The 25064-nt window shown below is 62.0% G+C and carries 28 protein-coding genes and 1 tRNA gene; 6 read left to right on the forward strand and 23 right to left on the reverse strand.

What is annotated here, in order from left to right:
* Positions 1-9: 9 nt before the first annotated feature.
* The 12 genes from rlmN to trmJ form a co-directional block, all read right to left on the reverse strand.
* A complete protein-coding gene (rlmN, locus tag B2J77_RS16930; RefSeq protein ID WP_078479078.1) occupies positions 10-1155 on the reverse strand; it encodes a 23S rRNA (adenine(2503)-C(2))-methyltransferase RlmN in 1146 nt (381 codons plus the stop codon).
* Between the two features lie 28 nt (positions 1156-1183).
* On the reverse strand, positions 1184-1609 hold the full coding sequence (gene ndk, locus B2J77_RS16935) for a nucleoside-diphosphate kinase (RefSeq protein WP_058637456.1): 426 nt from the start codon (positions 1607-1609) through the stop codon (positions 1184-1186).
* Between the two features lie 88 nt (positions 1610-1697).
* Positions 1698-1898 (reverse strand): Fe-S cluster assembly protein IscX, encoded by a 201-nt coding sequence (gene iscX / locus B2J77_RS16940; RefSeq protein ID WP_023533289.1) that lies wholly within the window; start codon positions 1896-1898, stop codon positions 1698-1700.
* Positions 1899-1908: 10 nt separating this feature from the next.
* Positions 1909-2250 (reverse strand): ISC system 2Fe-2S type ferredoxin, encoded by a 342-nt coding sequence (gene fdx, locus B2J77_RS16945; protein ID WP_078479079.1) that lies wholly within the window; start codon positions 2248-2250, stop codon positions 1909-1911.
* A 3-nt stretch (positions 2251-2253) separates the two neighbouring features.
* On the reverse strand, positions 2254-4119 hold the full coding sequence (hscA, locus tag B2J77_RS16950) for a Fe-S protein assembly chaperone HscA (protein WP_078479080.1): 1866 nt from the start codon (positions 4117-4119) through the stop codon (positions 2254-2256).
* 42 nt (positions 4120-4161) lie between these two features.
* Positions 4162-4683 carry a co-chaperone HscB gene (hscB, locus tag B2J77_RS16955; RefSeq protein WP_027913687.1) on the reverse strand — a complete coding sequence of 174 codons (522 nt, stop codon included), beginning with the start codon at positions 4681-4683 and terminating at the stop codon, positions 4162-4164.
* An 8-nt stretch (positions 4684-4691) separates the two neighbouring features.
* A complete protein-coding gene (iscA, locus tag B2J77_RS16960; RefSeq protein ID WP_023533425.1) occupies positions 4692-5015 on the reverse strand; it encodes an iron-sulfur cluster assembly protein IscA in 324 nt (107 codons plus the stop codon).
* A gap of 29 nt (positions 5016-5044) precedes the next feature.
* Positions 5045-5431, reverse strand: a complete 387-nt coding sequence (iscU, locus tag B2J77_RS16965) for a Fe-S cluster assembly scaffold IscU (RefSeq protein ID WP_003248539.1) — start codon at positions 5429-5431, stop codon at positions 5045-5047.
* A 46-nt stretch (positions 5432-5477) separates the two neighbouring features.
* Positions 5478-6692, reverse strand: a complete 1215-nt coding sequence (locus B2J77_RS16970; RefSeq protein ID WP_058637453.1) for an IscS subfamily cysteine desulfurase — start codon at positions 6690-6692, stop codon at positions 5478-5480.
* Positions 6693-6737: 45 nt separating this feature from the next.
* Complete coding sequence (gene iscR / locus B2J77_RS16975; protein ID WP_023533322.1) at positions 6738-7229, reverse strand: Fe-S cluster assembly transcriptional regulator IscR; 492 nt, start codon at positions 7227-7229, stop codon at positions 6738-6740.
* Between the two features lie 182 nt (positions 7230-7411).
* Positions 7412-8197, reverse strand: a complete 786-nt coding sequence (gene cysE / locus B2J77_RS16980; protein WP_023533458.1) for a serine O-acetyltransferase — start codon at positions 8195-8197, stop codon at positions 7412-7414.
* Between the two features lie 3 nt (positions 8198-8200).
* Positions 8201-8956: a tRNA (cytosine(32)/uridine(32)-2'-O)-methyltransferase TrmJ gene (trmJ, locus tag B2J77_RS16985; RefSeq protein WP_058637452.1), complete on the reverse strand. Its 756-nt coding sequence runs from the start codon at positions 8954-8956 to the stop codon at positions 8201-8203.
* A 150-nt stretch (positions 8957-9106) separates the two neighbouring features.
* Between trmJ and suhB the strand changes: the two genes are divergently transcribed.
* Complete coding sequence (gene suhB / locus B2J77_RS16990; protein ID WP_058604358.1) at positions 9107-9925, forward strand: inositol-phosphate phosphatase; 819 nt, start codon at positions 9107-9109, stop codon at positions 9923-9925.
* A gap of 102 nt (positions 9926-10027) precedes the next feature.
* Here suhB and B2J77_RS16995 read toward each other — a convergent pair whose 3' ends face one another.
* The 6 genes from B2J77_RS16995 to queA all read right to left on the reverse strand — a co-directional run bounded on the left by B2J77_RS16995 (position 10028) and on the right by queA (position 16094).
* Entirely contained in the window at positions 10028-10570 is a 543-nt protein-coding gene (locus tag B2J77_RS16995; RefSeq protein ID WP_058604497.1) for a glycine zipper 2TM domain-containing protein, read from the reverse strand.
* Positions 10571-10688: 118 nt separating this feature from the next.
* A complete protein-coding gene (gene secF / locus B2J77_RS17000) occupies positions 10689-11597 on the reverse strand; it encodes a protein translocase subunit SecF (RefSeq protein WP_058637451.1) in 909 nt (302 codons plus the stop codon).
* 10 nt (positions 11598-11607) lie between these two features.
* A complete protein-coding gene (secD, locus tag B2J77_RS17005; RefSeq protein WP_027913681.1) occupies positions 11608-13470 on the reverse strand; it encodes a protein translocase subunit SecD in 1863 nt (620 codons plus the stop codon).
* 64 nt (positions 13471-13534) lie between these two features.
* The gene (yajC, locus tag B2J77_RS17010) at positions 13535-13870 is read right to left on the reverse strand and encodes a preprotein translocase subunit YajC (protein ID WP_023533309.1); all 336 of its coding nucleotides are present in this window, start codon (positions 13868-13870) and stop codon (positions 13535-13537) included.
* Positions 13871-13914: 44 nt separating this feature from the next.
* The gene (gene tgt / locus B2J77_RS17015; protein ID WP_178091268.1) at positions 13915-15030 is read right to left on the reverse strand and encodes a tRNA guanosine(34) transglycosylase Tgt; all 1116 of its coding nucleotides are present in this window, start codon (positions 15028-15030) and stop codon (positions 13915-13917) included.
* A gap of 14 nt (positions 15031-15044) precedes the next feature.
* Positions 15045-16094, reverse strand: coding sequence for a tRNA preQ1(34) S-adenosylmethionine ribosyltransferase-isomerase QueA (gene queA / locus B2J77_RS17020; protein ID WP_078479081.1), 1050 nt, complete (start codon positions 16092-16094; stop codon positions 15045-15047).
* A 105-nt stretch (positions 16095-16199) separates the two neighbouring features.
* On the opposite strand from queA, the gene B2J77_RS17025 reads away from it, so the two are divergent.
* Together B2J77_RS17025 and B2J77_RS17030 are read left to right on the forward strand one after the other, a co-directional pair.
* Positions 16200-16284, forward strand: a tRNA-Leu gene (locus tag B2J77_RS17025).
* Positions 16285-16561: 277 nt separating this feature from the next.
* Positions 16562-17209, forward strand: a complete 648-nt coding sequence (locus B2J77_RS17030) for a trypsin-like peptidase domain-containing protein (protein WP_058604354.1) — start codon at positions 16562-16564, stop codon at positions 17207-17209.
* On the opposite strand, the gene B2J77_RS17035 is transcribed toward B2J77_RS17030, so the two are convergent.
* Positions 17210-18265, reverse strand: coding sequence for a diguanylate cyclase (locus B2J77_RS17035; RefSeq protein WP_058637448.1), 1056 nt, complete (start codon positions 18263-18265; stop codon positions 17210-17212). It abuts the gene before it with no gap.
* 246 nt (positions 18266-18511) lie between these two features.
* Here B2J77_RS17035 and B2J77_RS17040 point away from each other — a divergent pair, with 246 nt between their 5' ends.
* The gene (locus tag B2J77_RS17040) at positions 18512-19405 is read left to right on the forward strand and encodes a bestrophin family protein (RefSeq protein WP_058637447.1); all 894 of its coding nucleotides are present in this window, start codon (positions 18512-18514) and stop codon (positions 19403-19405) included.
* 33 nt (positions 19406-19438) lie between these two features.
* On the opposite strand, the gene phnE is transcribed toward B2J77_RS17040, so the two are convergent.
* From phnE to B2J77_RS17060, 4 genes are read right to left on the reverse strand one after another with little or no spacing between them, the layout of a single operon-like run.
* Positions 19439-20206, reverse strand: coding sequence for a phosphonate ABC transporter, permease protein PhnE (gene phnE, locus B2J77_RS17045; protein WP_058604351.1), 768 nt, complete (start codon positions 20204-20206; stop codon positions 19439-19441).
* Positions 20203-21030 carry a PhnE/PtxC family ABC transporter permease gene (locus tag B2J77_RS17050; RefSeq protein ID WP_078479082.1) on the reverse strand — a complete coding sequence of 276 codons (828 nt, stop codon included), beginning with the start codon at positions 21028-21030 and terminating at the stop codon, positions 20203-20205. Before B2J77_RS17050 ends, phnE begins: the two co-directional genes overlap by 4 nt.
* Entirely contained in the window at positions 21024-21830 is an 807-nt protein-coding gene (locus tag B2J77_RS17055) for a phosphonate ABC transporter ATP-binding protein (protein WP_078479450.1), read from the reverse strand. The genes B2J77_RS17050 and B2J77_RS17055 overlap by 7 nt, the downstream gene beginning before the upstream one ends.
* A gap of 8 nt (positions 21831-21838) precedes the next feature.
* Complete coding sequence (locus B2J77_RS17060; protein WP_058604349.1) at positions 21839-22693, reverse strand: putative selenate ABC transporter substrate-binding protein; 855 nt, start codon at positions 22691-22693, stop codon at positions 21839-21841.
* Between the two features lie 195 nt (positions 22694-22888).
* Here B2J77_RS17060 and selD point away from each other — a divergent pair, with 195 nt between their 5' ends.
* Together selD and mnmH are read left to right on the forward strand one after the other, a co-directional pair.
* Positions 22889-23923: a selenide, water dikinase SelD gene (gene selD, locus B2J77_RS17065; RefSeq protein WP_058604348.1), complete on the forward strand. Its 1035-nt coding sequence runs from the start codon at positions 22889-22891 to the stop codon at positions 23921-23923.
* A complete protein-coding gene (gene mnmH / locus B2J77_RS17070) occupies positions 23923-25056 on the forward strand; it encodes a tRNA 2-selenouridine(34) synthase MnmH (protein ID WP_058637443.1) in 1134 nt (377 codons plus the stop codon). The genes selD and mnmH overlap by 1 nt, the downstream gene beginning before the upstream one ends.
* Positions 25057-25064 lie beyond the last annotated feature (8 nt).

The following is a 25064-nucleotide window of genomic DNA, read 5'->3' on the forward strand; positions in this document are numbered from 1 at the left end:
CAGCTCCGGTCAGTGGGCGGCCGGGCTGTCCGACCGCTCGGCGTCTGCCGACAGCTGCCGGACGGCGATGTAACGTTCGCTGCGCCGGGTGCGGTCATTGACCTGCCCCACCAGCTGACCGCAGGCTGCATCGATGTCATCACCGCGGGTGGTGCGCGTCGTCACGTTGTAGCCGCCGTGGTGCAGCAGGTCCTGGAAACGACGAATGGCGTTGTTGCTGGGGCGCTCGTAGCCGGAGTGCGGGAACGGGTTGAATGGAATCAGGTTGATCTTGCACGGCACGTCGCGCAGCAGTTCGATCATCTGCGCCGCATGCTCGGGCTGGTCGTTGACGTCCTTGAGCAGGGTGTACTCGATGGTGAGCACACGCTTGCCACCCAGGGTCGCCATGTAACCCATGCACGAGTCGAGCAGCATCTTGAGCGGATACTTCTTGTTGATCGGTACCAGCTTGTTGCGCAGCTCGTCATTGGGCGCATGCAACGACAAGGCCAGGGACACATCGATGTGCTTGGCCAGCTCGTCGATCATCGGCACGACACCCGAGGTGGACAGGGTGACGCGACGCTTGGAGATGCCATAGCCCAGATCTTCCATCATGATCTTCATGGCGGCGATGACATTGTCGAAATTGAGCAGGGGTTCGCCCATGCCCATCATGACCACGTTGGTGATGGCGCGGTCGATCTTGGCAGGCACGGTCCCGAAGGATTTGTTCGCAAGCCACACCTGGCCGATCACTTCGGCGGCGGTGAGGTTGCTGTTGAAGCCTTGTTTACCGGTGGAGCAGAAGCTGCAGTCCAGGGCACAACCGGCTTGCGACGACACGCACAGGGTGCCGCGATCGTCGGTGGGAATGTAGACGGTTTCGACGCAGCTGCCAGAGGCAACGCGGATCACCCACTTGCGGGTGCCGTCTGCGGAAATGTCTTCGCTGACCACTTCCGGCGGGCGAATTTCGGCAACGGCCTCGAGCTTTTCACGCAAGACCTTGCCGACGTTCGTCATGGCGGCGAAATCATCGACGCCAAAGTGGTGAATCCATTTCATCACCTGACCGGCGCGGAAGCGCTTCTCTCCGATGGAATCGAAGAATTGTTCCATTTCCTGCAGGGTCAAACCCAGCAGGTTGATTTTGTCAGTCGATGTCGTCATGGATTCACCCTCACCCGTAAGCTTGCGCTTAGCGAGTGGTTACCTCGGTAGCAGCGAAGAAGTAAGCGATTTCGCGAGCGGCAGCAGCTTCGGAGTCCGAACCGTGAACGGCGTTGGCGTCGATGGACTCGGCGAAGTCGGCGCGGATGGTGCCGGCAGCTGCTTCTTTAGGGTTGGTAGCGCCCATCAGCTCACGGTTCTTGGCAATGGCGTTCTCGCCTTCCAGGACCTGAACGACAACCGGACCGGAAGTCATGAAGGCAACCAGGTCACCGAAGAAGCCGCGCTCACGGTGCTCGGCGTAGAAGCCTTCGGCCTCGGCCTTGGACAGTTGCTTGATTTTCGAGGCAACGATTTTCAGGCCGGCTTCTTCGAAGCGAGTGGTGATCTTGCCGATGACGTTCTTGGCAACGGCGTCAGGCTTGATGATGGAGAAAGTACGTTGAACAGCCATGGAAAACTCCAGAATATGAGTGTTACGAAAAATTAAACCCGCGAATTATACGCGGGTTCCAGGGGATTGCCTAACCTGCGGTACGTGTTCAGTCGGCTTCGTCGATCCAGGCGGCCTGGATGGCCTCGAGTACCTTCTCGCCGGCGCGCGAAGGATCGTCGCTGAAGCCAGGCAATGCCACCACCCAGCGGTGCAAATCGACGAAATTCACATACCGAGGATCGACGTCCGGCTTGCTTTCTGCAAGCTCGATGGCGATATCAAGTACATCAATCCATTTCAGACTCATGTCCAGGACCTCAGTGCGGCGCTTCGGCAGCGTGGTTGAGCGAATACTTGGGGATCTCGATGGTGAGGTCCTGATCGGCTACCACCACCTGGCAACCCAGGCGCGACTGCGCTTCCAGGCCCCACGCCTTGTCCAGCATGTCTTCTTCAAGCTCGTCGGCTTCTTCGAGGGAATCGAAGCCCTTGCGCACGATGCAGTGGCACGTAGTGCAAGCCTTCACACCGCCGCAGGCGCTCTCCATCTCGATGTGATGGTCGTGGGCCAGCTCCAGGATGTTTGTGCCGGCAGGCACGTCCACGGTCAGCCCGTCCGGGCAGAACTTCTCATGCGGCAGGAATGTCACCAGCGGCATCGGTTACTCCTCGATCTCATTCAGGTTGCGCCCGGCCAGTGCGGCTTTGACCGTCGAATCAAGGCGTCGGGCGGCAAATGCGTCGGTCACCTGCGACAGACGCTTGGTCTGTTGCTCGATGGCAGCGCCATCGGTGCCCGCCAGCAAATCACGTAGTTCTTGCATCTGGAATTCAATGGCATGGCGCTCTTCTTCGCTGAGCAAGCGCTGACCATCGGCGTCCAGGGCGCCCTGCACCGCTTCGAGCAGCCGCTCGGCGTCCACCTGGTGCTCACGCAACTGGCGGGCCTGCTTGTCGATACCGGCATGCTCGAAAGAGTCCTTGAGCATGCGCGCGATTTCGCCATCGGTCAGGCCGTAGGACGGCTTGACCTGAATGCTGGCTTCCACGCCCGATGCCAGTTCGCGGGCAGCGACGCTGAGCAGGCCGTCGGCATCGACCTGGAAGGTGACGCGAATTTTCGCCGCCCCTGCCACCATGGCCGGGATGCCGCGCAGTTCAAAGCGCGCCAGTGACCGGCAATCGCTGATCAGTTCGCGCTCGCCCTGCAGCACATGGATCATCATGGCCGACTGGCCGTCTTTGTAGGTGGTGAATTCCTGAGCGCGCGCCACCGGGATGGTGGTGTTGCGCGGGATCACTTTCTCCATGAGCCCGCCCATGGTCTCAAGGCCCAGCGACAGTGGAATCACATCGAGTAGCAACAGCTCGCCGCCTTCGCGACGATTGCCGGCCAGGGTATCGGCCTGGATCGCGGCACCGATGGCCACGACCTGATCGGGGTCGATGGAGGTCAGCGGGCTACGACCGAACAGGCCACCGACGGCATCGCGAACACGAGGCACGCGCGTGGAGCCACCAACCATGACCACGGCGCTCACGTCCTCGAGCTCGACACCGCTGTCACGCACGGCACGGCGGCAGGCCTTAAGGCTGCGCGCCACCAGCGGCTCGATCATCGCATCGAAACCGGCACGGGTGAGCTCACCCTGCCAGGCGCCATGGGTGACGCTCACCACCTCGGCATCGGTCAACGCTTCCTTGGCGGCGCAAGCGGTCTGCAGCAGCGCACGCTGGGTAGCCGGATCAAGGTCGGAGGACAGGCCCGCCTGCTCGATGATCCAGCCTGCAATGGCGTGGTCGAAGTCATCGCCACCCAGTGCGGTATCGCCGCCGGTGGCCAGCACCTCGAACACCCCCGCCGTCAGGCGCAGGATGGAGATATCGAAAGTACCACCACCCAGGTCGTAGATGGCGACCACGCCCTCGGCGTTCTGGTCAAGGCCATAGGCCACGGCGGCAGCAGTGGGCTCGTTGAGCAGACGCAGTACGTTCAGGCCAGCCAGGCGTGCCGCATCTTTGGTGGCTTGGCGCTGGGCGTCGTCGAAATAGGCTGGAACGGTGATCACCGCACCTACCAGTTCACCTCCCAACGTCGCTTCGGCGCGCTCGCGCAGCACCTTGAGGATGTCTGCCGACACCTGCACCGGGCTCTTGGGGCCCTGTACCGTGTCGATGAAGGGCATGTGCGATTCGCCACCGACGAAGCGGTAGGGCAACTGCTCGCCCAACTGCTTGACGTCGGCCAGGCCGCGACCCATCAGGCGCTTGACCGACAGCACGGTGTTCAGTGGATCGCTGGAGGCGGCGTCACGCGCTGCTTGCCCGACGTCGCTGCCGCCAGCTTCGAGGTAACGCACCGCCGAAGGCAGAATCACATTACCTTGCGCATCGGGCAGGGGCTCGCTGACGCCACTGCGAAATGCAGCAACCAGAGAATTGGTGGTGCCCAGGTCAATCCCTACCGCCAGGCGGCGCTCATGGGGCTGGGGCATTTGACCGGGTTCGGCAATCTGCAATAGGGCCATGCTTATCTGAATACCTTAGGTGCCATCACGGGCAGCACCGGGTTAATCGTCGAGGCGCTCTTCCAGTTGGCGCACTTCTTGGGCGAGCTTGTCGAGGAATTGCATGCGGCGCATCAGGCGTTCGGCCTGTTCACGCGCGTCGGCAACATCCCAGCAGGCGGCGAAATCCTCGTTGAGCGTGTCCTGAGCAGCCTTCAGGCGCTTCTTGAACACGGCCACGCCATCGAGGTCGGCTTCGTCCTGGAGGTCTTCGAGCTCTTCACGCCACTGCATCTGTTGCAACAGGAAATCCGGATCATGGACCGTGACCTCCTGCGGCACTTCGTGGCCACCGATCGCCAACAGGTAGCGCGCACGGCGTGGCGCACTGCGCAGCGTCTGGTAGGCGTCGTTGAGGGCAGCGGATTTCTCCAGCGCGGAGCGTTGCTCGCGCTCGGAGGCGTCGGCAAACCGATCAGGATGGACTTCGCGGGCCAGCTCGCGGTAGCGAGTGGCCAGCATCTCCAGGTCCAGTCGAAAACTCGGCTGCAGGTCGAACAGTGCAAAATGACAAGGAGTACCCACGATCGGCCTCAGACGTTGAAGCTTTCGCCGCAGCCACACTCACCGCGCACGTTGGGGTTGTTGAACTTGAACCCTTCGTTCAACCCTTCCTTGACGAAGTCCAGCTCGGTGCCGTCGAGATAGACCAGGCTCTTGGGATCGATGATCACCTTGACGCCATGGTTCTCGAACACCTGGTCCTCGCCCGCCAGCTCGTCGACGAACTCCAGCACGTAGGCCAGGCCCGAGCAACCGGTGGTGCGTACGCCAAGGCGAATGCCTTCACCCTTGCCACGCCCTTCCAGGGAACGCCGCACATGGTTGGCGGCGGCTTCTGTCATGCTGATAGCCATGAGAACTCCTTACCTTGCAACGGGCGACGTTAGATCAAGCCTTTCTTCTGCTTGTAATCGCGAACAGCAGCCTTGATGGCATCTTCGGCGAGTACCGAGCAGTGGATCTTGACCGGCGGCAACGCCAGTTCTTCAGCCAGCTGCGTGTTCTTGATGGTCTCGGCTTCGTCCAGAGTCTTGCCCTTCATCCACTCGGTGGCCAGGGAGCTGGAAGCGATGGCCGAACCGCAGCCGTAGGTCTTGAATTTGGCGTCTTCGATCACGCCCTGCTCGTTGACCTTGATCTGCAGGCGCATCACGTCGCCACACGCCGGTGCGCCGACCATGCCGGTGCCGACATCCGGGTCCTCGGCATTCATCTTGCCGACGTTGCGCGGGTTTTCGTAGTGGTCGATGACCTTTTCACTGTATGCCATGGTGCAATTCCTTCCTCATCAGGGAGCCGCTCTTGCCGGCGACTGCTTAGTGGGCGGCCCACTCGATCTTGGAGATGTCGACGCCGTCTTTGTACATGTCCCAGAGTGGGGACAGTTCACGCAGCTTGTTCACGGCCTCGCAGACTTTCTGCGCGGCGTAGTCAACTTCTTCTTCGGTAGTGAAGCGGCCGAAGGAGAAGCGGATGGAGCTGTGTGCCAGCTCGTCGTTACGGCCCAGTGCACGCAGCACGTAGGACGGCTCGAGCGAGGCGGAGGTGCACGCCGAGCCGGACGAGACGGCGATGTCCTTAAGCGACATCAGCAGCGATTCGCCCTCGACATAGTTGAAGCTCAGGTTCAGGTTGTGCGGCACGCGAGCAGTCAGGCTGCCGTTGACGTACAGCTCTTCGAGGCTGGAGACCTGCTTGAAGAAGCGGTCGCTCAAGGCCTTGATGCGTGCGTTTTCAGCCGCCATGTCCTGCTTGGCAATGGCGAATGCCTCGCCCATGCCGACAATCTGGTGAGTTGGCAGCGTACCCGAACGCATACCGCGCTCATGACCACCGCCGTGCATGGCTGCCTCAAGGCGTACCCGCGGCTTGCGGCTGACATAGAGCGCGCCAATCCCCTTGGGGCCGTAGACCTTGTGCGCGGAGAACGACATCAGGTCGACCTTGAGCTTCTGCAGGTCGATTTCGACCTTGCCGGCAGACTGAGCGGCATCGACATGGAACAGCACGCCGCGCGAACGGGTCAGTTCACCGATGGCGGCGATGTCGTTGATCGAGCCGACTTCGTTGTTCACGTGCATCAGCGACACCAGGATGGTGTCGTCACGCAGGACCGCCTCGACCATGGCCGGGGTGACGATGCCATCTTCGCCCGGCTCCAGGTAGGTGACCTCGAACCCCTCACGCTCGAGCTGGCGAGCGGTATCGAGTACCGCCTTGTGCTCGATCTTGGAGGTGATGATGTGCTTGCCCTTGGTCTGATAGAAGTGCGCAACACCCTTCAGGGCCAGGTTGTCGGACTCGGTGGCACCGCTGGTCCAGACGATTTCGCGCGGATCGGCATTGATCAGCTCAGCGACCTGACGGCGACCGTTCTCGACCGCTTCCTCGGCCTTCCAGCCAAACACATGGGAACGCGAAGCCGGGTTACCGAAGTTACCGTCGGCCGTCAGGCACTCGGCCATCTTCTGGGCTACGCGTGGATCGACCGGGGTGGTCGCGGAGTAATCGAGGTAGATCGGCAACTTCATTTTTCTCTCCTATCAGGCGGTGGCGTCGCTCGTCGTCCCGAAGGATCAATCGACGGCGGACGTCTCAATCTTGTCCAGCGGGGCAGACAGACCGGCGACGCGACGCAGGTCCTGGCGCTGGGCGACTTCCTGCACCTCGCGGCGCATGACGAGGTCGGCCAGACTGATGCCACTGAGGAACTCGTGGATCTGCTGACTGAGGTCGCACCACAGGTGGTGGGTCAGGCAGGTATCACCGGCATGGCAGTCCCCGAGCCCTTGGCAGCGGGTGGCATCGACCGATTCGTTGACCGCGTCGATGACCTGGGCGACCTGGATGGTTTCCATGCCGCGCGACAGCTGATAGCCGCCACCGGGGCCGCGAACACTGGAAACCAGGCTGCTGCGGCGCAGCTTGGCGAACAGCTGTTCCAGATAGGAAAGGGATATGCCCTGGCGCTCGGAGATGTCGGCCAAAGACACCGGCCCATGCTGCGCGTGCAACGCCAGGTCGAGCATGGCAGTCACGGCGTATCGGCCTTTGGTAGTCAGTCGCATGGCTATTGGGTACCACGGGAGTTACGGGATGTGTGCAAGTATGCGATTCCCGAGCATTTAAGTCAACTATTAGACCTAGTGCCTTAGTCGGGTTTGCATGAGGGGAGGCGGCCGCGATTGTAGCAGACACGGGGGCGATAACACACGCCCCTGTGCCAGACACCGCGCCTGGCGCGGCGGGATCAATGCGGCTGGATGTCGCGCTTGGCCAACTGCGCCTGTTCGGTGAAGTCATCTTCTGGCAGCGCAGGAAGCTCCTTGGCACAGTAATCGCTGCCCATTCGCGTGAGCGCCCCGCACATACCCTCCAGGCGCTCATCGACGGCCTGCAGATGATCGAGCATCTGGCCAATGGCGCGGGCGACCGGGTCAGGCATATCGCCACTGACCCCATAGGCATCGAAACCGATCTTCTCGGCCATGGCCTTGCGCCGTGCCTCGACATCGCCCTGCTCGTCCTTGACGATGATGCGCCCGGGGATGCCGACAGCCGTCGCACCGGCGGGCACGGCCTTGGTCACGACCGCGTTGGAACCGATCTTGGCCCCAGCACCCACGGTGAATGGCCCGAGCACCTTCGCCCCTGCCCCGACCACCACGCCATCTTCGAGCGTTGGGTGGCGCTTGCCTTTATTCCAGCTGGTGCCGCCCAGCGTTACGCCTTGGTAGAGCGTGACGTCGTCACCAATCTCGGCGGTTTCGCCAATAACGATGCCCATGCCGTGGTCGATGAAGAACCGCCGACCGATGGTGGCGCCCGGGTGAATCTCGATACCGGTCAACCAGCGACCGAAGTTGGACACCAAGCGTGCCAGCCACTTGAAATCCCGCCGCCACAGGGCATTGCCCAACCGGTGCAGCCAGATGGCATGCATGCCGGGGTAGCAGGTCAGCACCTCGAAAGCGTTGCGCGCCGCCGGGTCACGGTGGAATACACTTTGAATATCTTCACGCAGACGTTCCAGCATCTGTCAGTCCTTCCGTTTATGCGGCTCACCCCGGACCACCTTCTGGGTCTCGGTAAGAATGCCGCGCAAAATGCTCATTTCCGTGCGCTCCACTGCCACCCGACCGTATAGCCGGCGAAGACGCGGCATCAGGTGCTTGGGCTTGTCGGGGTCAAGGAAACCAATGCCAACCAGGGTTTTCTCCAGGTGGTCGTAGAACAGCTCCATCTCATCCATGGTCGCCAAGGCATCGGCGTCGGGCTTCTCGACCTGGGCCGGCGAGCGGTCGGTCGCAAGGCTGGCCATGCGCACTTCATAGGCAAGCACCTGAACGGCGGCGGCCAGGTTCAGCGAACTGAATTCCGGGTTGGACGGAATATGCACATGGAAGTGACATCGCTGTAGCTCTTCGTTGGTCAGCCCGGCATGCTCGCGCCCGAACACCAGGGCGATCTGCTCGCCCCCGGCGGCGTGCTGCACTGCCTTGTCGCCGCACTCACGAGGGCCGATGAGCGGCCATGGGATGCTGCGCTCGCGTGCGCTGGTGCCCATCACCAGGTTGCAGCCGACCAGCGCCTGCTCCAGGCTGTCGACAACGACGGCGTCATTGAGCACATCGTCCGCGCCGGAGGCGCGAGCACTGGCCTCTTCGGCAGGAAACTGCCTGGGCTGCACCAGCACCAGACGCGACAAGCCCATGTTCTTCATGGCGCGCGCAGCGCCGCCGATATTGCCGGGGTGGCTGGTATTGACCAGCACGACACGAATATTCTGCAGCAAGGTCTCGTGCTCACAGTGGCGGAAATCAGGGCCTGGAATCTTACAGAACCGACAGGCGTAACGCCACGCACGCGAATGCGCACTTCTGCCGCCCTATTTTTCTGATAGAATGTTCGGCTTTCTTCTTTAACATCTCCAGGTGACCCGCCCATGCAGCCTATGCTGAATATCGCCCTGCGCGCCGCTCGCAGCGCCAGTGAACTGATCTTCCGCTCCATCGAACGCCTGGATAGCATCAAGGTCGATGAGAAAGAGGCCAAGGACTACGTTTCCGAAGTCGATCGTGCCGCCGAACAGAGCATCGTCAATGCTCTGCGCAAGGCCTACCCGAACCACTCCATCCTGGGCGAGGAAACCGGCCTGCACGCCGGCTCCGGCGAAGAAGGCAAGGACTACCTGTGGGTCATCGACCCGCTGGACGGCACCACCAACTTCCTGCGCGGCATCCCGCACTTCGCCGTCAGCATCGCCTGCAAGTACCGTGGCCGCCTCGAACACGCCGTGATCGTCGACCCGGTTCGCCAGGAAGAATTCACCGCCAGCCGTGGCCGTGGCGCCCAGCTCAATGGTCGCCGCCTGCGCGTCAGCTCGCGTACCAGCCTGGACGGCGCCCTGCTGGGCACCGGCTTCCCGTTCCGGGACAATCAGATGGCCGACCTGGACAACTACCTGGGCATGTTCCGTAGCCTGATCGGCCAGACCGCCGGCATCCGCCGCGCTGGCTCAGCGAGCCTGGACCTGGCCTATGTTGCCGCAGGCCGTTTCGATGCATTCTGGGAGTCGGGCCTTTCCGAATGGGACATGGCCGCAGGCGTGCTCCTGATTCAGGAAGCGGGCGGCCTGGTGAGCGACTTCAATGGCGGCCATGACTTCCTCGACAAAGGCCACATCGTCGCCGGCAACATCAAGTGCTTCAAGGCAGTACTGACTGCCATCCAACCGCACCTGCCAGAAAGCATGAAGCGTTGAACATTTGACGCAGGAAAACAAAAGCACCCCTCGGGGTGCTTTTTTCATGCCTGCCAGCCATGCATCAGTGGCGCCGGCACAGGGCCAACGCCGGCAGCAAGATCACTGACCCGCGTCGCTGAGAATCAACTTGCCGTTCTTGTCCACCGGAATGGTGGGCCCTGGCTCACGATTCATTTTCACCTGGCCGACCTGATCGCCGATGGTGTACTTGACGTTGTAGCCCACCACTTTTTCACTGACGTCATTGACCGTGTTGCAGCGGGTTTGGGTCGTGGTATAGGTGTCACGCTGCTGCATGCCCTCCTGCACCTTGTTGCCCGCATAACCACCACCCACCGCACCGGCCACGGTCGCGATTTTCTTGCCAGTGCCGCCGCCGATCTGGTTGCCCAACAGGCCACCGGCCAGCGCGCCGACCACGGTGCCGGCGATTTGATGCTGATCCTTGACTGGCGCCTGGCGAGTAACGGTCACGTCCTTGCACACTTCGCGCGGGGTCTTGACCTGCTGCTTGATCGGCTGCACGTCGGTGACCTGAGCATACTCAGGCCCTTTGTTCACCAAGCTGTAGGTCGCCACAGCACCTCCGGCAGTGACACCGACAGCACCTAGCACCGCACCCACCAGCATTGATTTATTCACGTGAACCTCCTGATCGTACATACGGGACTTGGCCCGCTTTCTCCTTGCCTTGGAGCAAAAAAAAGGGCGCGAGTTCAACACTCGCGCCCTTTCGTCCGCCAAGCGGAGCGTCAGTGGGTCATGGACGGTCGTCCACACCCTCGGTCTTGGCCGGCGGAATCAGGTCTTCACTGTTCAGGTTGAGCCAGATCAGCACCACGTTGGCGATATAGATCGACGAGTAGGTACCGGCCATGACGCCGATGAACAGTGCCAGCGAGAAGCCAAACAGGTTGTCACCGCCGAAGAACAGCAAGGCAGCAATGGCCAGCAAAGTGGACACCGAAGTCGCCACGGTACGCAGCAACGTCTGGGTGGTGGAGACGTTGATGTTTTCGATCAGAGACGCCTTGCGCATGACCCGGAAGTTCTCGCGCACCCGGTCGAACACGACAATGGTGTCGTTGAGCGAGTAGCCGATAATGGCCAGCACCGCTGCCAGCACCGTCAGGTCGAAGGTGATCTGGAAGAACGACAGAATGCCCAGGGTCACGATCACGTCGTGGATCAGCGAGATGATGGCCCCCACAGCGAATTTCCACTGGAAGCGGAACGCCAGGTAGATAAGGATGCCACCCAGCGCCAGGAGCATGCCCATGCCGCCCTGGTCACGCAGCTCTTCACCCACTTGCGGGCCGACGAACTCAACACGCTTGACGGTGGCAGGGTTGTCACCGCCTGCCTTCTGCAGGGCCGCGGCTACCTTGTTGCCCAGCTGCGGGTCGTCACCCGGCATGCGCACGAGCAGGTCGGTGGTGGCACCGAAGCTCTGCACCACTGCTTCGTGGAAACCCGACTCGACCAGCTCGGCCCGCACCGCCTTGAGATCGGCCGGGCGCTCGTAGGTCAGCTCGATCAACGTGCCGCCGGTGAAGTCCAGGCCAAAGTTCAGGCCCTTTTGCCACCAGCTGAACAGGGCCAGCACGGTGAGCAGTACGGTGACGCCGAAGGCGACATTGCGTACGCCCATGAAATTGATGGTTTTCATCGCAGCTCCCTCAAACCCACAGCTTCTTGATGTCACGCCCGCCACAGGTCAGGTTGACCATTGCGCGGGTCACCATGACGGCGGTGAACATCGAGGTGAAAATCCCGAGGGACATGGTGACCGCAAAGCCCTTGACCGGGCCGGTACCCATGGCGAACAGGATACCGCCGACCAGCAGGCTGGTCAGGTTGGCGTCGATGATCGCGGTATAGGCGCGGTTGAAACCTTCATGGATGGCGCGCTGCACCGACATGCCGGCTTTGAGCTCTTCGCGGATACGCGAGAAGATCAGTACGTTGGCGTCCACCGCCATACCCATGGTCAGCACGATACCGGCAATACCCGGCAGGGTAAGGGTGGCGCCAAGCAACGACATCAGGGCCAGCAGCAGCACCATGTTACCCGCCAGGGCGATGGTGGCTATGACACCGAAGCCGCGGTAGATGGCAATGATGAACAACGAGACGAACAGCATACCCCACAGCGAGGCGTCGATGCCCTTGGTGATGTTGTCGGCACCCAGGCTTGGGCCGATGGTACGCTCTTCGGCAAAGTACATCGGTGCGGCCAGGCCACCAGCACGCAGCAGCAAAGCCAGCTCGGACGATTCGCCCTGGCCGTTCAGCCCCGTGATACGGAACTGGCTACCCAGCGGCGACTGGATGGTCGCCAGGCTGATGATCTTCTTCTCTTCCTGGAAGCTCTGGACCGCAACGTCCTTCTCGACACCGTCGACCGTCTGCTTCACGTAGCGCGTGACAGGCTTCTGCTCGATGAAGATCACCGCCATGCTGCGACCGACGTTGCTGCGGGTAGCGCGGCTCATCAGTTCGCCGCCATGCCCGTCCAAACGAATGTTCACCTGCGGGCGGCCATGCTCATCGAAGCTGGCCTGGGCGTCGGTCACCTGGTCACCGGTGATGATCAGGCCACGCTCGACGGGCGCCGAACGCCCCCCTTCACGGAACTCGAACACTTCGGTGGTGGCTTTGGACGCGCCCGGCTCGGCACCGAAACGGAACTCCAGGTTCGCCGTCTTGCCCAGGATACGCTTGGCTTCGGCAGTGTCCTGCACACCCGGCAGCTCGACCACGATGCGGTTGGCGCCCTGGCGCTGCACCAGTGGCTCGGCGACGCCCAGCTCGTTGACACGGTTGCGCACGGTGGTGAGGTTCTGCTTGATCGAGTATTCGCGAATCTCGGCCACTTTCGCCTGAGACAGCGCCAGACGCAGCACGGCGAGGTCGTTGCGCTCGGTGGTGGTCAGGTCGAAATCGTTGAAATTCTTGCGGATCAGGGCGCGTGCCTGTTCGCGTGTAGCATTGTCAGCAAAGCCGAGCATGATGCCGCCGTCCTGCTGCGGCAGGCTGCGGTAGCGGACCCGCTCCTTGCGCAGCAAGGTCTTGACCTCGCCTTCGTAGACTTTCATGCGGGCGCTCATGGCCTTGTCCATGTCCACTTCCAGCAGGAAGTGCACGCCACCAGACAGGTCCAGGCCCAGCTTCATGGGGCTGGCACCCAGGTTGCGCAACCACTGCGGGGTGGTTTGTGCCAGGTTCAGCGCCACGACATAGTCATCGCCCAGCGCCTTGCGCACCACATCCTTGGCGGGCAGCTGGTCTTCCTGATTGGTCAGACGAATCAGGCCACTGCCCTTCTCACCCAGGCTCACGCCTTTGACTGCGATGTTCGCATCGACCAGCGCCTTGCTGACGCGATCGAGATCGGCCTGGTTGACCTGCAGCGCCGAGCTGGCACCGCTGATCTGCACGGCCGGGTCATCCGGGTAGAGGTTGGGAGCGGAATAAATGAAACCGATCGCCAGCACCAGCAGGATCAGTGCGTATTTCCACAGAGGGTATTTGTTCAGCATCACGCCGCCCGTTCAAGACGCGGGGCGCGTTGCGCGCCCCGACTGGAAAAATGAAACCGGTAACTCAGATAGCCTTGAGCGTACCTTTTGGCAGGGTCGCGGCAATGGCGCCCTTCTGGAACTTCAGCTCGACAGTGTCGGACACTTCCAGCACCACGAAATCATCGGCCACTTTGACGATCTTGCCGGCGATACCGCCGTTGGTGACAACTTCGTCACCTTTTTGCAAGTTGCCCAGCAGGTTCTTCTGCTCTTTGGCGCGCTTGGCCTGTGGACGCCAGATCATCAGGTAGAAGATGACCAGGAAACCAACCAGGAAAATCCACTCGAAACCAGTACCGGCGGGGCCGGCGGCAGGGGCTGCAGCGTCCGCGTATGCGGCGGGGATCAAGAAGCTCATGGGTGCACTCCTAATGCAAATATTTTAATAATGGATGCAGACAGTCAGTCCAAGGGCGGTACAACAAGCCCGCGCTTGGCGTAGAAGGCGTCGACGAAGGCGGCCAATTTACCTTGTTGAATAGCCTCGCGTAAACCGGCCATCAAGCGCTGGTAATGGCGCAAGTTATGGATGGTATTCAACATGCTGCTGAGCATTTCGCCGCACTTGTCCAGGTGATGCAGATAGGCGCGGGAGAAGTTGCTGCAGGTGTAGCAGTCACAGGTCGGATCCAGTGGCGATTCATCATGGCGATGGAACGCGTTGCGGATCTTGATCACCCCCGTGTCGACGAACAGGTGGCCGTTGCGCGCATTGCGCGTAGGCATCACGCAGTCGAACATGTCGACGCCGCGGCGCACACCCTCAACGAGATCCTCCGGTTTGCCTACCCCCATAAGGTAACGAGGTTTGTCAGCCGGCATTTGCCCTGGCAAGTAGTCCAGCACCTTGATCATCTCGTGCTTGGGCTCACCCACCGACAGGCCGCCAATGGCCAGGCCGTCGAAGCCGATGTTCTCGAGCCCCTCCAGCGAGCGCATGCGCAGGTCCTGGTACATGCCGCCCTGAACGATGCCGAACAGCGCGGCGGTGTTGTCGGCATGGGCGTTCTTCGAGCGCTGGGCCCAGCGCAGCGACAGCTCCATGGAGGTACGAGCGATGTCGTGCTCGGCAGGGTACGGGGTGCACTCGTCGAAGATCATCACCACATCCGAGCCCAGGTCGCGTTGCACCTGCATGGATTCCTCCGGGCCCATGAACACCTTGGAGCCGTCCACGGGAGAGGCGAAGGTCACGCCTTCTTCCTTGATCTTGCGCATGGCGCCCAGGCTGAAGACCTGGAAGCCACCGGAATCGGTAAGAATCGGGCCTTTCCACTGCATGAAATCGTGCAGGCCGTTGTGCTTCTTGATTACCTCGGTGCCTGGGCGCAGCCACAGGTGGAAGGTGTTGCCCAGGATCATCTCGGCGCCAATGGCCTCGATGTCACGGGGCAGCATGCCCTTGACCGTGCCATAGGTGCCCACCGGCATGAACGCCGGGGTTTCGACCGTGCCACGGGGGAAGGTGATGCGGCCACGACGGGCCTTGCCGTCGGTGGCCAGCAGTTCGAAGGACATTCGGCAGGTGCGACTCATGCTTGCTCCTCGGGGCCGCGAGGCGCCGGATTGCGGGTGATGAACATGGCATCACCGTAACTGAAGAAGCGGTACCCCTGCTCGACCGCCGCCGCGTAGGCAGCCATGGTCTCGGGGTAACCGGCGAAGGCCGAGACCAGCATCAGCAGCGTGGACTCGGGCAGGTGGAAATTGGTGACCAGCGCATCGACCACGTGGAACGGGCGACCGGGGTAGATGAAGATATCGGTGTCACCGCTGAAGGGCTTGAGCTGGCCATCACGGGCGGCGCTTTCGAGCGACCGCACACTGGTGGTGCCCACGGCGATCACACGCCCGCCACGGGCGCGGCAGGCCTCGATGGCATCGACCACAGCCTGGCTCACTTCGAGCCATTCCTTATGCATGTGGTGGTCTTCGATCTTGTCGACCCGCACTGGCTGGAATGTGCCGGCCCCCACGTGGAGGGTAACGAACGCCTGCTCTACCCCCTTGGCGGCGATCTGCTCGAGCAGTGCTTCGTCGAAATGCAGGCCCGCCGTGGGGGCGGCGACAGCACCTGCCTTTTCGGCGTAGACCGTCTGGTAGCGCTCCCGGTCGGCGCCTTCGTCAGGGCGATCGATGTAGGGCGGCAGCGGCATGTGACCAACCCGGTCGAGCAGCGGCAACACCTCTTCGGTAAAACGCAGCTCGAACAAGGTGTCATGGCGCGCGACCATTTCAGCTTCACCACCGCCGTCCACCAGAATGACCGCACCCACCTTGGGCGCCTTGCTCGCCCGCACGTGAGCCAGCACGCGATGGCTGTCGAGCACGCGTTCGACCAGCATTTCAAGCTTGCCCCCTGACGCCTTCTGGCCGAACAGCCGCGCCGGAATGACCCGGGTGTTGTTGAACACCATCAGGTCGCCAGGGCGCAGGTAGCCGAGCAGGTCGGGGAATTGCCGGTGCTCGAGTGCACCGCTTGGCCCATCGAGCACCAACAGGCGGCTGCCATGGCGCTCGGCCAACGGATGGCGGGCGATCAGGGAATCGGGAAGTTCGAAGGAGAAATCGGCAACGCGCATGATGATGTTCGGTTCGGCAGGGCCGGGAAGTTTAGCCCAAGGAATGAAAATTGACCATGAAAGACGATTGACCGACCGACGGCACCTCTCTATACTGCGCGCCACGCCCTGATGGCGGAATTGGTAGACGCGGCGGATTCAAAATCCGTTTTCGAAAGGAGTGGGAGTTCGAGTCTCCCTCGGGGCACCAAATCCGAAAAGCCGACCTTAAATGGTCGGCTTTTTTTTTGCGCCGTGAAAATCGCTCAGTGCATCACATTTGCCTGGCGTCAGCCCATTGATTCGCTGGTGCCTGACCATGCAGCAATGCTATTGGCCAGTGGCCATACCCGCCGCCTACCCTCACTTCGTCGGATAAAAGCCGAACGCATTGCCTAACTGATGGCATTTAGCCATAGTGCGGCTCCCCTCAACCCCCTCCCCTTGTGTGATCAATGAAAACAACCGCGCCCTGTATGGCGGCAATGATGCTGCTGAGTGGGTGCAATGGAGTGCCAACGTCCTACGTTTCAGACCCGGTCTACAGCCAAGCTTTCGTGGTGACGTCCGGAGCGCCGCTGCCCATGCTGCTGATGGCAAGCGCCATCCAGTGGAATGCGGATTATGCAGTCACCGCCAAACATACCCCTTTCCTGCGCAACGTGGTCCATGAAGGCCTGGGCGATGTGGTGTTCTTCAAGCACAAGGCCAGTGAAATACCGCGTTGGCGTCAATATGTGCCTGGAGAAGCGGTTACGGCGGTGGGTTACAACAGCTTGATGATGCCCGTGCAGGGCAAGGGCCACGCGCTCTCGTCACTGGTCCGGCTCGATGGCACCCCTGGCAGCGTGTTCTATTCGGTGCACGACGGGCCGATCACCAAGGGGATGTCTGGCGGCCCGGTATTCGCCGATGACGGTAACGTGGTAGGCATCAACATCGCCATCATCCCCACCAGCGGCATTGATGCCGTCAGACGACCGGATCTGGTGGGCAAGGACCGGGTCAGTGTGTTCATGTCCTTCAGCGAGATCGACAAGGAGTGGCGGCGCTACCAGTACATGCTGGCGCGCAAGTCCAAGCCTCAGGCCCCAACGTCGGTCAAAGGCTTTGTGGCTGTGGCTGCAAAACCCTGATCAGGCGGGTTCAGAGGCCTGGGGCGCCAGGACGATGCAATTTCGCCCGGCGCGCTTGGCGGCATACAACGCCATATCGGCGGCATGCAGCCAGGCTTGGGCATCGGTAATGCCTGCATGGTAAGGGGCGATACCGATGCTCAGGCTCAAGTTAAGGTGCGGCAGCGCTGGGTCGCGGAACGCCTCCACGGCCAGGCGCAGCCGCTCAAGCACTTCCCTTGCCTGCCCTGGCGTCGTGTCAGGCAGCATCACGCAGAATTCGTCCCCGCCATAGCGCGCCGCAGGGTCATGCTTGCGCAAGTGCAAGGAAAGCGTGGCACTGATCACCCGCAGGATATTGTCACCCACCTGATGGCCATGACGGTCATTGATCTGCTTGAAGTGGTCGACGTCGATCAGGGCAAGGCAACTGCTCCCTGTGCTAGCTCGGCAACGTGCAAATTCGCGCAGCAGCAGTTCCTGCCACGCCCCGTGATTGCGCAAGCCCGTGAGGCTGTCGGTCTGGCTCAGGCGGGCCAGTGCACGTTTATGCTGGCCCAACTGGACGGTCACCTGATAGCAGATCATGCCGATGGCCATGGGGTAGATCAGCAGGATCGGCAGGCACGCCAGCATCTGCGCCTGCGTGGTGGCCGGAAAAAGCGGCGGCGCGAACAGCCATAGGCCCAGGGCGATGCCGACACCCTGGGCAAGTACCGTTTTCATGAATAGGGGCCAGCCACCGGCCGCAATCTTGTCCATGGCGATCATCGACAGGATGATCACGCTGGGCAGTGGGTTGAGCCCCATGACACCCGCCCAGCAACCCCCGGCGAAGCCATCGACCACCAAGTTGCGCTGCTCGGTCTTGTAGGGCTGGGCGGATACCCGAGCAATCTGAAACGCCAGGTGCGGCCAGACAAAACCGTGTGCCAGTAACAGCGCCCACACCCATCCCCCTGGCTGCAATGGCGCGATTCCGATCATCACACAAAAGAAGCCTAGGCCAGTTCCGATGGCGCGTGGGGCATACATGCGTTTGGCGAAGGAAAGGCCCGTGCCGGTGCGCTCGATCATGGTGGGATACCGAGAAGATAAGGCTGAAGGTGCACGGTACAACTGCGAAGCATGTGCATGCTGAGGCAAGGCATTGTGCCACCATCCAAATCAGGCCGGCAAACGCGTCTGGATGAAATGCATACACTCATTTGGGATGTCGCCTCAGCACCTGTCAGCCCCACATGCGCTGCCACAACCTCATCCAGAACCTTCGGCGCGACCCGACGTCCCATCCAAGGTCCTGAACCGTTTAAGGTGCGCCATTTGAAAGACGTCATCCTCCGCAAATACCGCTTGGTCGTGAAAACCTTCGGCTACATCGGTTGGTCACTGTTCTGGCTGCTGATCTGGGACGTATTGGTCACCATTGATTTCATGCTGTTTCTCAACAGCAAGTTCACCCTGCCCTTGATCCCGCTTTCATTGATGGGTTCGGCGCTGGTCGTGCTGGTGAGCTTTCGCAACAGCAGCGCCTATAACCGCTGGTGGGAAGCACGTACCTTGTGGGGTGCCCTGGTCAACAGTTCCCGCAGCTTTGCCCGCCAGACGCTGACCCTGATCGATGACCCCGACGAGGGGCTCAATCCGGTCAAGGCGACCCTGCTGCGTCGGCACATCGCCTACATCAACTGCCTGGCAGCGCACCTGAAAGGGGAGAAATGCCCGCAGGAGCTGGTGGCGTTTATCCCTGAGGCAGAATTCGAGCGGCACCACGGCTCCAACAATTTTGCCAATGACATCTTGAGTGGTTCGGCCGCGTTACTGGCCAGGGAATATCAGGAGGGCCGGCTGGACAGCATCCGCTTGGCTCGCCTTGAGTCCACGCTGGTGGACTTGTCCAATGCACAAGGGGGCATGGAGCGAATCGCCAATACGCCACTGCCCTACCCTTATGTTTATTTCCCCCGGTTGTTCATCACGCTGTTCTGCTTGATCGTACCGGTCGGCCTGGTGGAGTCGCTGGAGTGGTTCACGCCCCTGGCCTCCACGGTTGTAGGCTTCATGCTGCTGGCGATCGAGCGCATCGGTACCGACTTGCAGAGCCCATTCCGCTTCAGCGAACACCAGATCCAGATGGATACCATCTGCGAGACGATCGAGCGCAACCTGGAATCGATGCAGCGCGGGGCGCAATCGGCCGAGGCCGTGAGCGCTTGAGAACAGGCAGCGGCCGCAGGGCCGCTGGCCTGATCAGGCCCTTACGAAACGCTGGCGCAGTACATCACTGAGCGCATCGACCAGGAACACCAGCACCAGCATCCCGATGATCACCGTACTGGCCTGGGCTTCCTGAAACAGACTCAGGGTGGTGTAGAGCATCTGCCCCAAGCCTCCAGCACCCACAAAGCCCAGCACACTGGCCATGCGTATATTGTTTTCCCAACGGTACAAGCTGTAGGCCAGCAACTGCGGCCACAGGTTAGGCAAGGTGCCGTAGCAGAAGGCTGCTACCTGCCCCGCGCCTTGCAGGCGAATGGCTGCGGCAGGTTCAGGCGAGGCGTTTTCCAGCGCCTCGGCAAACAGACGCCCCAGTACGCCGGCGGTGTGCAGCGCCAACGCCAGGGTGCCAGCGTTTGGCCCAAGTCCAGCTGCCAGCACGGTCAGCGCGGCCCACACCAGCTCCGGAATGGCGCGCAGCGCATTGAGCAGCAACCGGGCCAGCCCCTGCAACGGCCAGCCAAACCGGCCCGCCGCCGGCAGCGCCAGCAACAGGCCCATGACGACGGCCAGCAACGTGCCGATACCGGACATGGCCAGGGTTTCCAATGCGCCATGCGCCACCGCACGCAGATGCTCGCTGGACAGGTCCGGGGTCAGGAACCGTCCGGCATACTCACCCATTTGGGCCAGCCCACCATTGCCGATCAACGCCCCGAAATCCAACCCCAAATAGGCGAACGAACCGACGATGGCTGCCAGCAGCGCGGCCAACAGGGCCAGGTTGATCAGCCGATTCATGCAAGCCTCCCGCGCAATAGGCGGCTGAGCCCATCGGCAAGCATCACCAGGGCCAGGAACGTCAACAACATGCTGGCTACCTCGGCGCCAGCGAACATGCGCATGGACAGGTCGATCTGCTGACCCAGCCCGCCGGCCCCCACGAACCCCATCACCACCGATGCCCGTACTGCACATTCCCACCGGTATACTGTGTAGGACACCGCTTCGCTGACGGCATTGGGCAAGATGCCGTAGAAAAAGGCGGCCAGCCGTCCACTGCCCGCCTGCAACAAGGCGTGGGCGGGCCGCTGGTCCACCGATTCGAAGATTTCCGCATACACCTTGCCCAGCATGCCGCTGTAGGTAATGGCGATTGCCAGCACCCCGGCCGTGGGCCCGAGGCCTACAGCGCGCACGAACAACAGTGCCCAGACGATCTCAGGCACGCTGCGCAGGAAGATCAGCACGCCCCGTACGGGCAGCCGCACCAGGCGCGACCAGGCACCCGGGCGCCCGCCACGCGAGGCAGCGTTCAGGGACAAGGCGCGGCTGGCCAGCAACCCTGCCGGCACGGCCAGCAGCCAGGCTAGCGCCATGCCGGCGGTGGCCACAGCCAAGGTCTGCAGGGTGGCCTCAAGTAATAGCTCGAGAAAGTCGCGCTCATGTGCAGGTGGCCAGAATGCCCCCGTGAAACTCGCCATCTGCTCGCGGTTTTCGGCCTGTAAAAGCACGGCCGGGTTCAACTCGCTCAACTGGATACCCGGCCACAGGACCGCGATGGCCAGCAACCCGATCAGTATTCTTGGCGCCATTGCCGGATCACGTTGACTGGCGTTCAGCATCTGGGCAACTGCACGTGGGGGCTCGCATTAAGGCCGTGCTTGGCCACCAGCTGCTCGTTGGCGTACAGCGCTTGCAGCAGCTCATCGGTCACAGCCTCGGCTGGGCAATCAAACAGCACCTGCCCTTCGCGTATGCCGATCACCCGGGGAAAGTGGGCCAGAGCCAATTCGACCGCATGCAGGCTGGCTACCAGCGCCACGCCAGTGGCCTGGGCATGCCGGTTGAGCAGCGCCAGGCTGTGATCGGCCAATACCGGGTCCATCGCCGACACCGGCTCGTCGGCGAGCATGATACGAGGCTGCTGATACAGCACCCGCGCAATACCCACCCGCTGAAGCTGGCCGCCTGACAGTTGACCGCACTGCACGAACAGCTTGTCTGCTAGCCCCAGTTCGGCCAAGACCTGGCGCGCACCAGGCACATCGCAGGGATACAACAGGTTGAGCAGGCTGCGACCAAGCCCCCACTGGCCCAGACGGCCCGCCAGCACGGCAGTGACCACCCGCTGGCGCGGCGGCAGTGGCGGCGCCTGGTGAACCAGACCTACCTGGGCCCGCAGGCGCTGCCGGGCCCCTGCCGACAACGCCCATGGTTGCTGCCCGAGCACCTCCAGACGGCCGCTGCTCGGCCTGGTCGCCGTGGCCATCAGGTGCAGCAAGCTGGACTTGCCCGCCCCCGATGGGCCGATGATGGCGACGCGCTCAGCCTGCGCGATGCGCAAGGTCACGCCCTCCAGGGCGCGCACCGCGCCATGCCGCAAGCTTGCGCCTTGCAGCGCGATGACTGCTTCAGAAGGCACGGCAGACGTCACTTGAGCAAGCCAGCCTCGCGGGCGGCTTGCTCGGTGCCCGCGTAGTTTTCCGGCTTGGTTTCGATGAAGCGGCTGGCTGCCTGCAGGTCGAGAATGGCTTTCTGCTCTGGATCGGCGGGGTCAAGGTTCAGGAAGGCCTGTTTGATCTTCTCCTTGAGGGCCGGGTCCATGTTGCCACGCACCGTCCAGTTGTAGTCGAAATAGGTCGGGGTCGTGGCGAACACGCGCACCTTGGCGGTATCGACCTTGCCGGCGTCCACCAGTTTCTGCCAAACGCTGGCGTTGAGCACACCGGCATCGACCTTGCCAGCCTGTACCCAGGCCACGGTGGCGTCGTGGGCACCGGAATAGGCTACGCGGCTGAAGTACCCTTCAGGTTTGATGTTGTCCTGCTTGAGCATGAAATAGCGTGGCATCAAGCTACCGGACGTGGAAGAAATGGACCCGAAGGCGAAGGACTTGCCCTTGAGGTCCGCCAGGCTTTTTACTGCAGGGTTGGCAGTGATGAACTTGGAGGTGAATTGGGCGTCCTGCTCGCGTTGCACCAGCGGCGTGGCAGTCGGATCCTTCAGGTGCACCTGCACGAACGTGAACCCGCCCAGCCACGCCAGGTCCAGCCGGTCGGAGGCCAGCGACTCGACCACGGCCGGGTAGTCAGCCACCGGCACGAACTTCACCTGCATGCCCAACTGCTTGGACAAGTATTCGCCCAAGGGTTTGAACTTGCGTTGCAGTTCGGTGGGCGCTTCGTCGGGAATGGCGCTGACACGCAGTGTCTCTGCGGCCTGGACGGCCAGGGCACAGCAGGACAGCACGAGGCTGGCGGCGAGCGCCAAGGGACGTTTGAGCATGGGTTTCTCCGGTTCAATAGCGGGGAATGGGGTGAGTTCGAGGCTGCGCGCAATAACAGGCAGTGCAGGTGGGCTGCCTTGCCGACGTGCAGTTTGCAGCTCGATGCGAGTCATTGACCCGACGATTATAAGAGCCGCAGTCCCAATGACCAGCTTTGCTACAATCGCGCGATAAATTGACCTGCCGAGGTACACATGAGCGAGCCGATTCGCCTGACCCAGTACAGCCACGGTGCCGGCTGTGGCTGCAAGATATCCCCCAAGGTGCTGGACGTCATCCTGGCCGAAAGCGGTGCCCAGGCCCTGGATCCGAAGCTCTGGGTCGGCAATGCGTCGCGCGACGATGCCGCCGTGTATGCCCTGGACGAGGAGCGCGGTGTGGTGTCGACCACCGACTTCTTCATGCCCATCGTCGATGACCCCTACGATTTCGGCCGCATCGCGGCAACCAACGCCATCAGCGATATCTACGCCATGGGCGGTGATCCCCTGATGGCCATTGCCATCCTGGGCTGGCCCGTCAACGTCCTGGCACCAGAGGTTGCCCGTGAGGTGATCCGCGGTGGCCGGGCGGTATGCGCCGAAGCCGGTATCCCGCTTGCCGGTGGTCATTCCATCGATGCACCCGAGCCGATTTTCGGCCTGGCGGTGACTGGCGTTGTCAGCAAGCGTCATCTCAAGCGTAACGACACCGCCACGGCGGGCTGCCGCCTGTATCTGACCAAGCCCCTGGGCATCGGCATCCTCACCACCGCCGAGAAGAAAGCCGTGCTGCGCGAGCAGGATCGAGGCGTGGCGCGCGACTGGATGTGTACCCTGAACACACCAGGCAGCCGCTTTGGCAAGCTCGACGGGGTCAAGGCCATGACGGACGTCACCGGGTTCGGCCTGCTAGGCCATCTGGTTGAGCTTGCAGAAGGCAGCGGCCTGACCGCACACCTGGACTACGCCAAGGTGCCCCGCCTGCCGAGTGTCGAGCACTACCTCGCCGCCGGCTGCATTCCAGGGGGGACGCTGCGCAACTTCGAGAGCTACGGGCACAAGCTAGGCGCGCTCAGTGACGATCAGAAGCACTTGCTGTGCGACCCGCAGACCAGCGGCGGGCTGCTGGTGGCCGTAACCCCGGAAGGTGAGGACGCATTTCTCGCGGCAGCTGCTGACCTGGGCTTGCAGCTGTCGCCTATCGGCTACCTGGCGGAGCGACAGCGCCACGCAGTCGAGGTCGTCTGATGCGGCCCGACTGCACTGATTTCCGCCAGTTGTTCCTCGACGACGTGCCGATGATGGACATGCGTGCGCCCGTCGAGTTTGCCAAGGGCGCCTTTCCCGGCGTGGTCAATCTGCCCCTGATGAACGATGTGGAACGGCAGAAGGTTGGCACCTGTTACAAGCAGCAGGGGCAGGCTGCCGCCATCGCCCTGGGTCATCAACTGGTGGGCGGCGCCACCAAGCAGGCTCGTCTGGAGGCGTGGGTGGCATTCACTCAGGCTCATCCGGACGGCTATCTGTATTGCTTTCGTGGCGGCCTGCGCTCGCAGATCGTCCAAGGGTGGTTGCGCGATGAAGCCGGTATTCGCTACCCGCGTATCACCGGGGGCTACAAAGCGATGCGCAACTACCTGCTCGAGACCACGGAGCAGGCCGTAAGCGAGTGCGATTTCGTGTTGGTTGGCGGCTTGACCGGTACTGGCAAGACCGATGTGCTGCAACAGCTGGGCAACGTACTGGACCTTGAAGGCCATGCCAATCATCGCGGGTCGAGCTTTGGCAAACGCGCCACCGGGCAACCGGCTCAGATCGACTTCGAGAACCAGCTGGCCATCGATGTGCTTAAAAAGCGCGCGCAAGGCATTGGCCAGTTCGTGCTAGAGGATGAAGGCCGCATCGTTGGCAGTTGCACGGTGCCTTTGTCTTTGTATCAGGGCATGCAGCACTACCCGCTGGTGTGGCTGGAGGACAGTTTCGATGGCCGGGTCGAGCGCATCCTGCGTGACTATGTCATCGACCTCAGTGCCGAATTCATCGCCCTGCATGGCGAGCAAGCCGGGCAGCAATTGTTCGCGCAGCGCATGTTGCAGAGCATGGCCAACATCCGCAAGCGCCTGGGCGGTGAGCGCCATCAGCGGCTCACGGCGCTGCTTGAGCAGGCCTTGGGAGAGCAATTGCGTAGTGGCTGCGTGGACCTGCACCGAGGCTGGATCGAGGGGTTGCTCAACGAGTACTACGACCCGATGTATGCCTATCAGCGTGAGGCGAAGGCCGAGCGGATCGAGTTTGTTGGGGATGCTGTGCAGGTGCGGGAGTATCTGGAGCAACGCGCGCGGCGAGGGATAGGATTGAGTCAAGCAGCCCGATTAGGTTAGCAACTCTC

The sequence above is a fragment of the Pseudomonas parafulva genome (genome assembly GCF_002021815.1).
Taxonomy (GTDB): Bacteria; Pseudomonadota; Gammaproteobacteria; order Pseudomonadales; family Pseudomonadaceae; genus Aquipseudomonas; species Aquipseudomonas parafulva_B.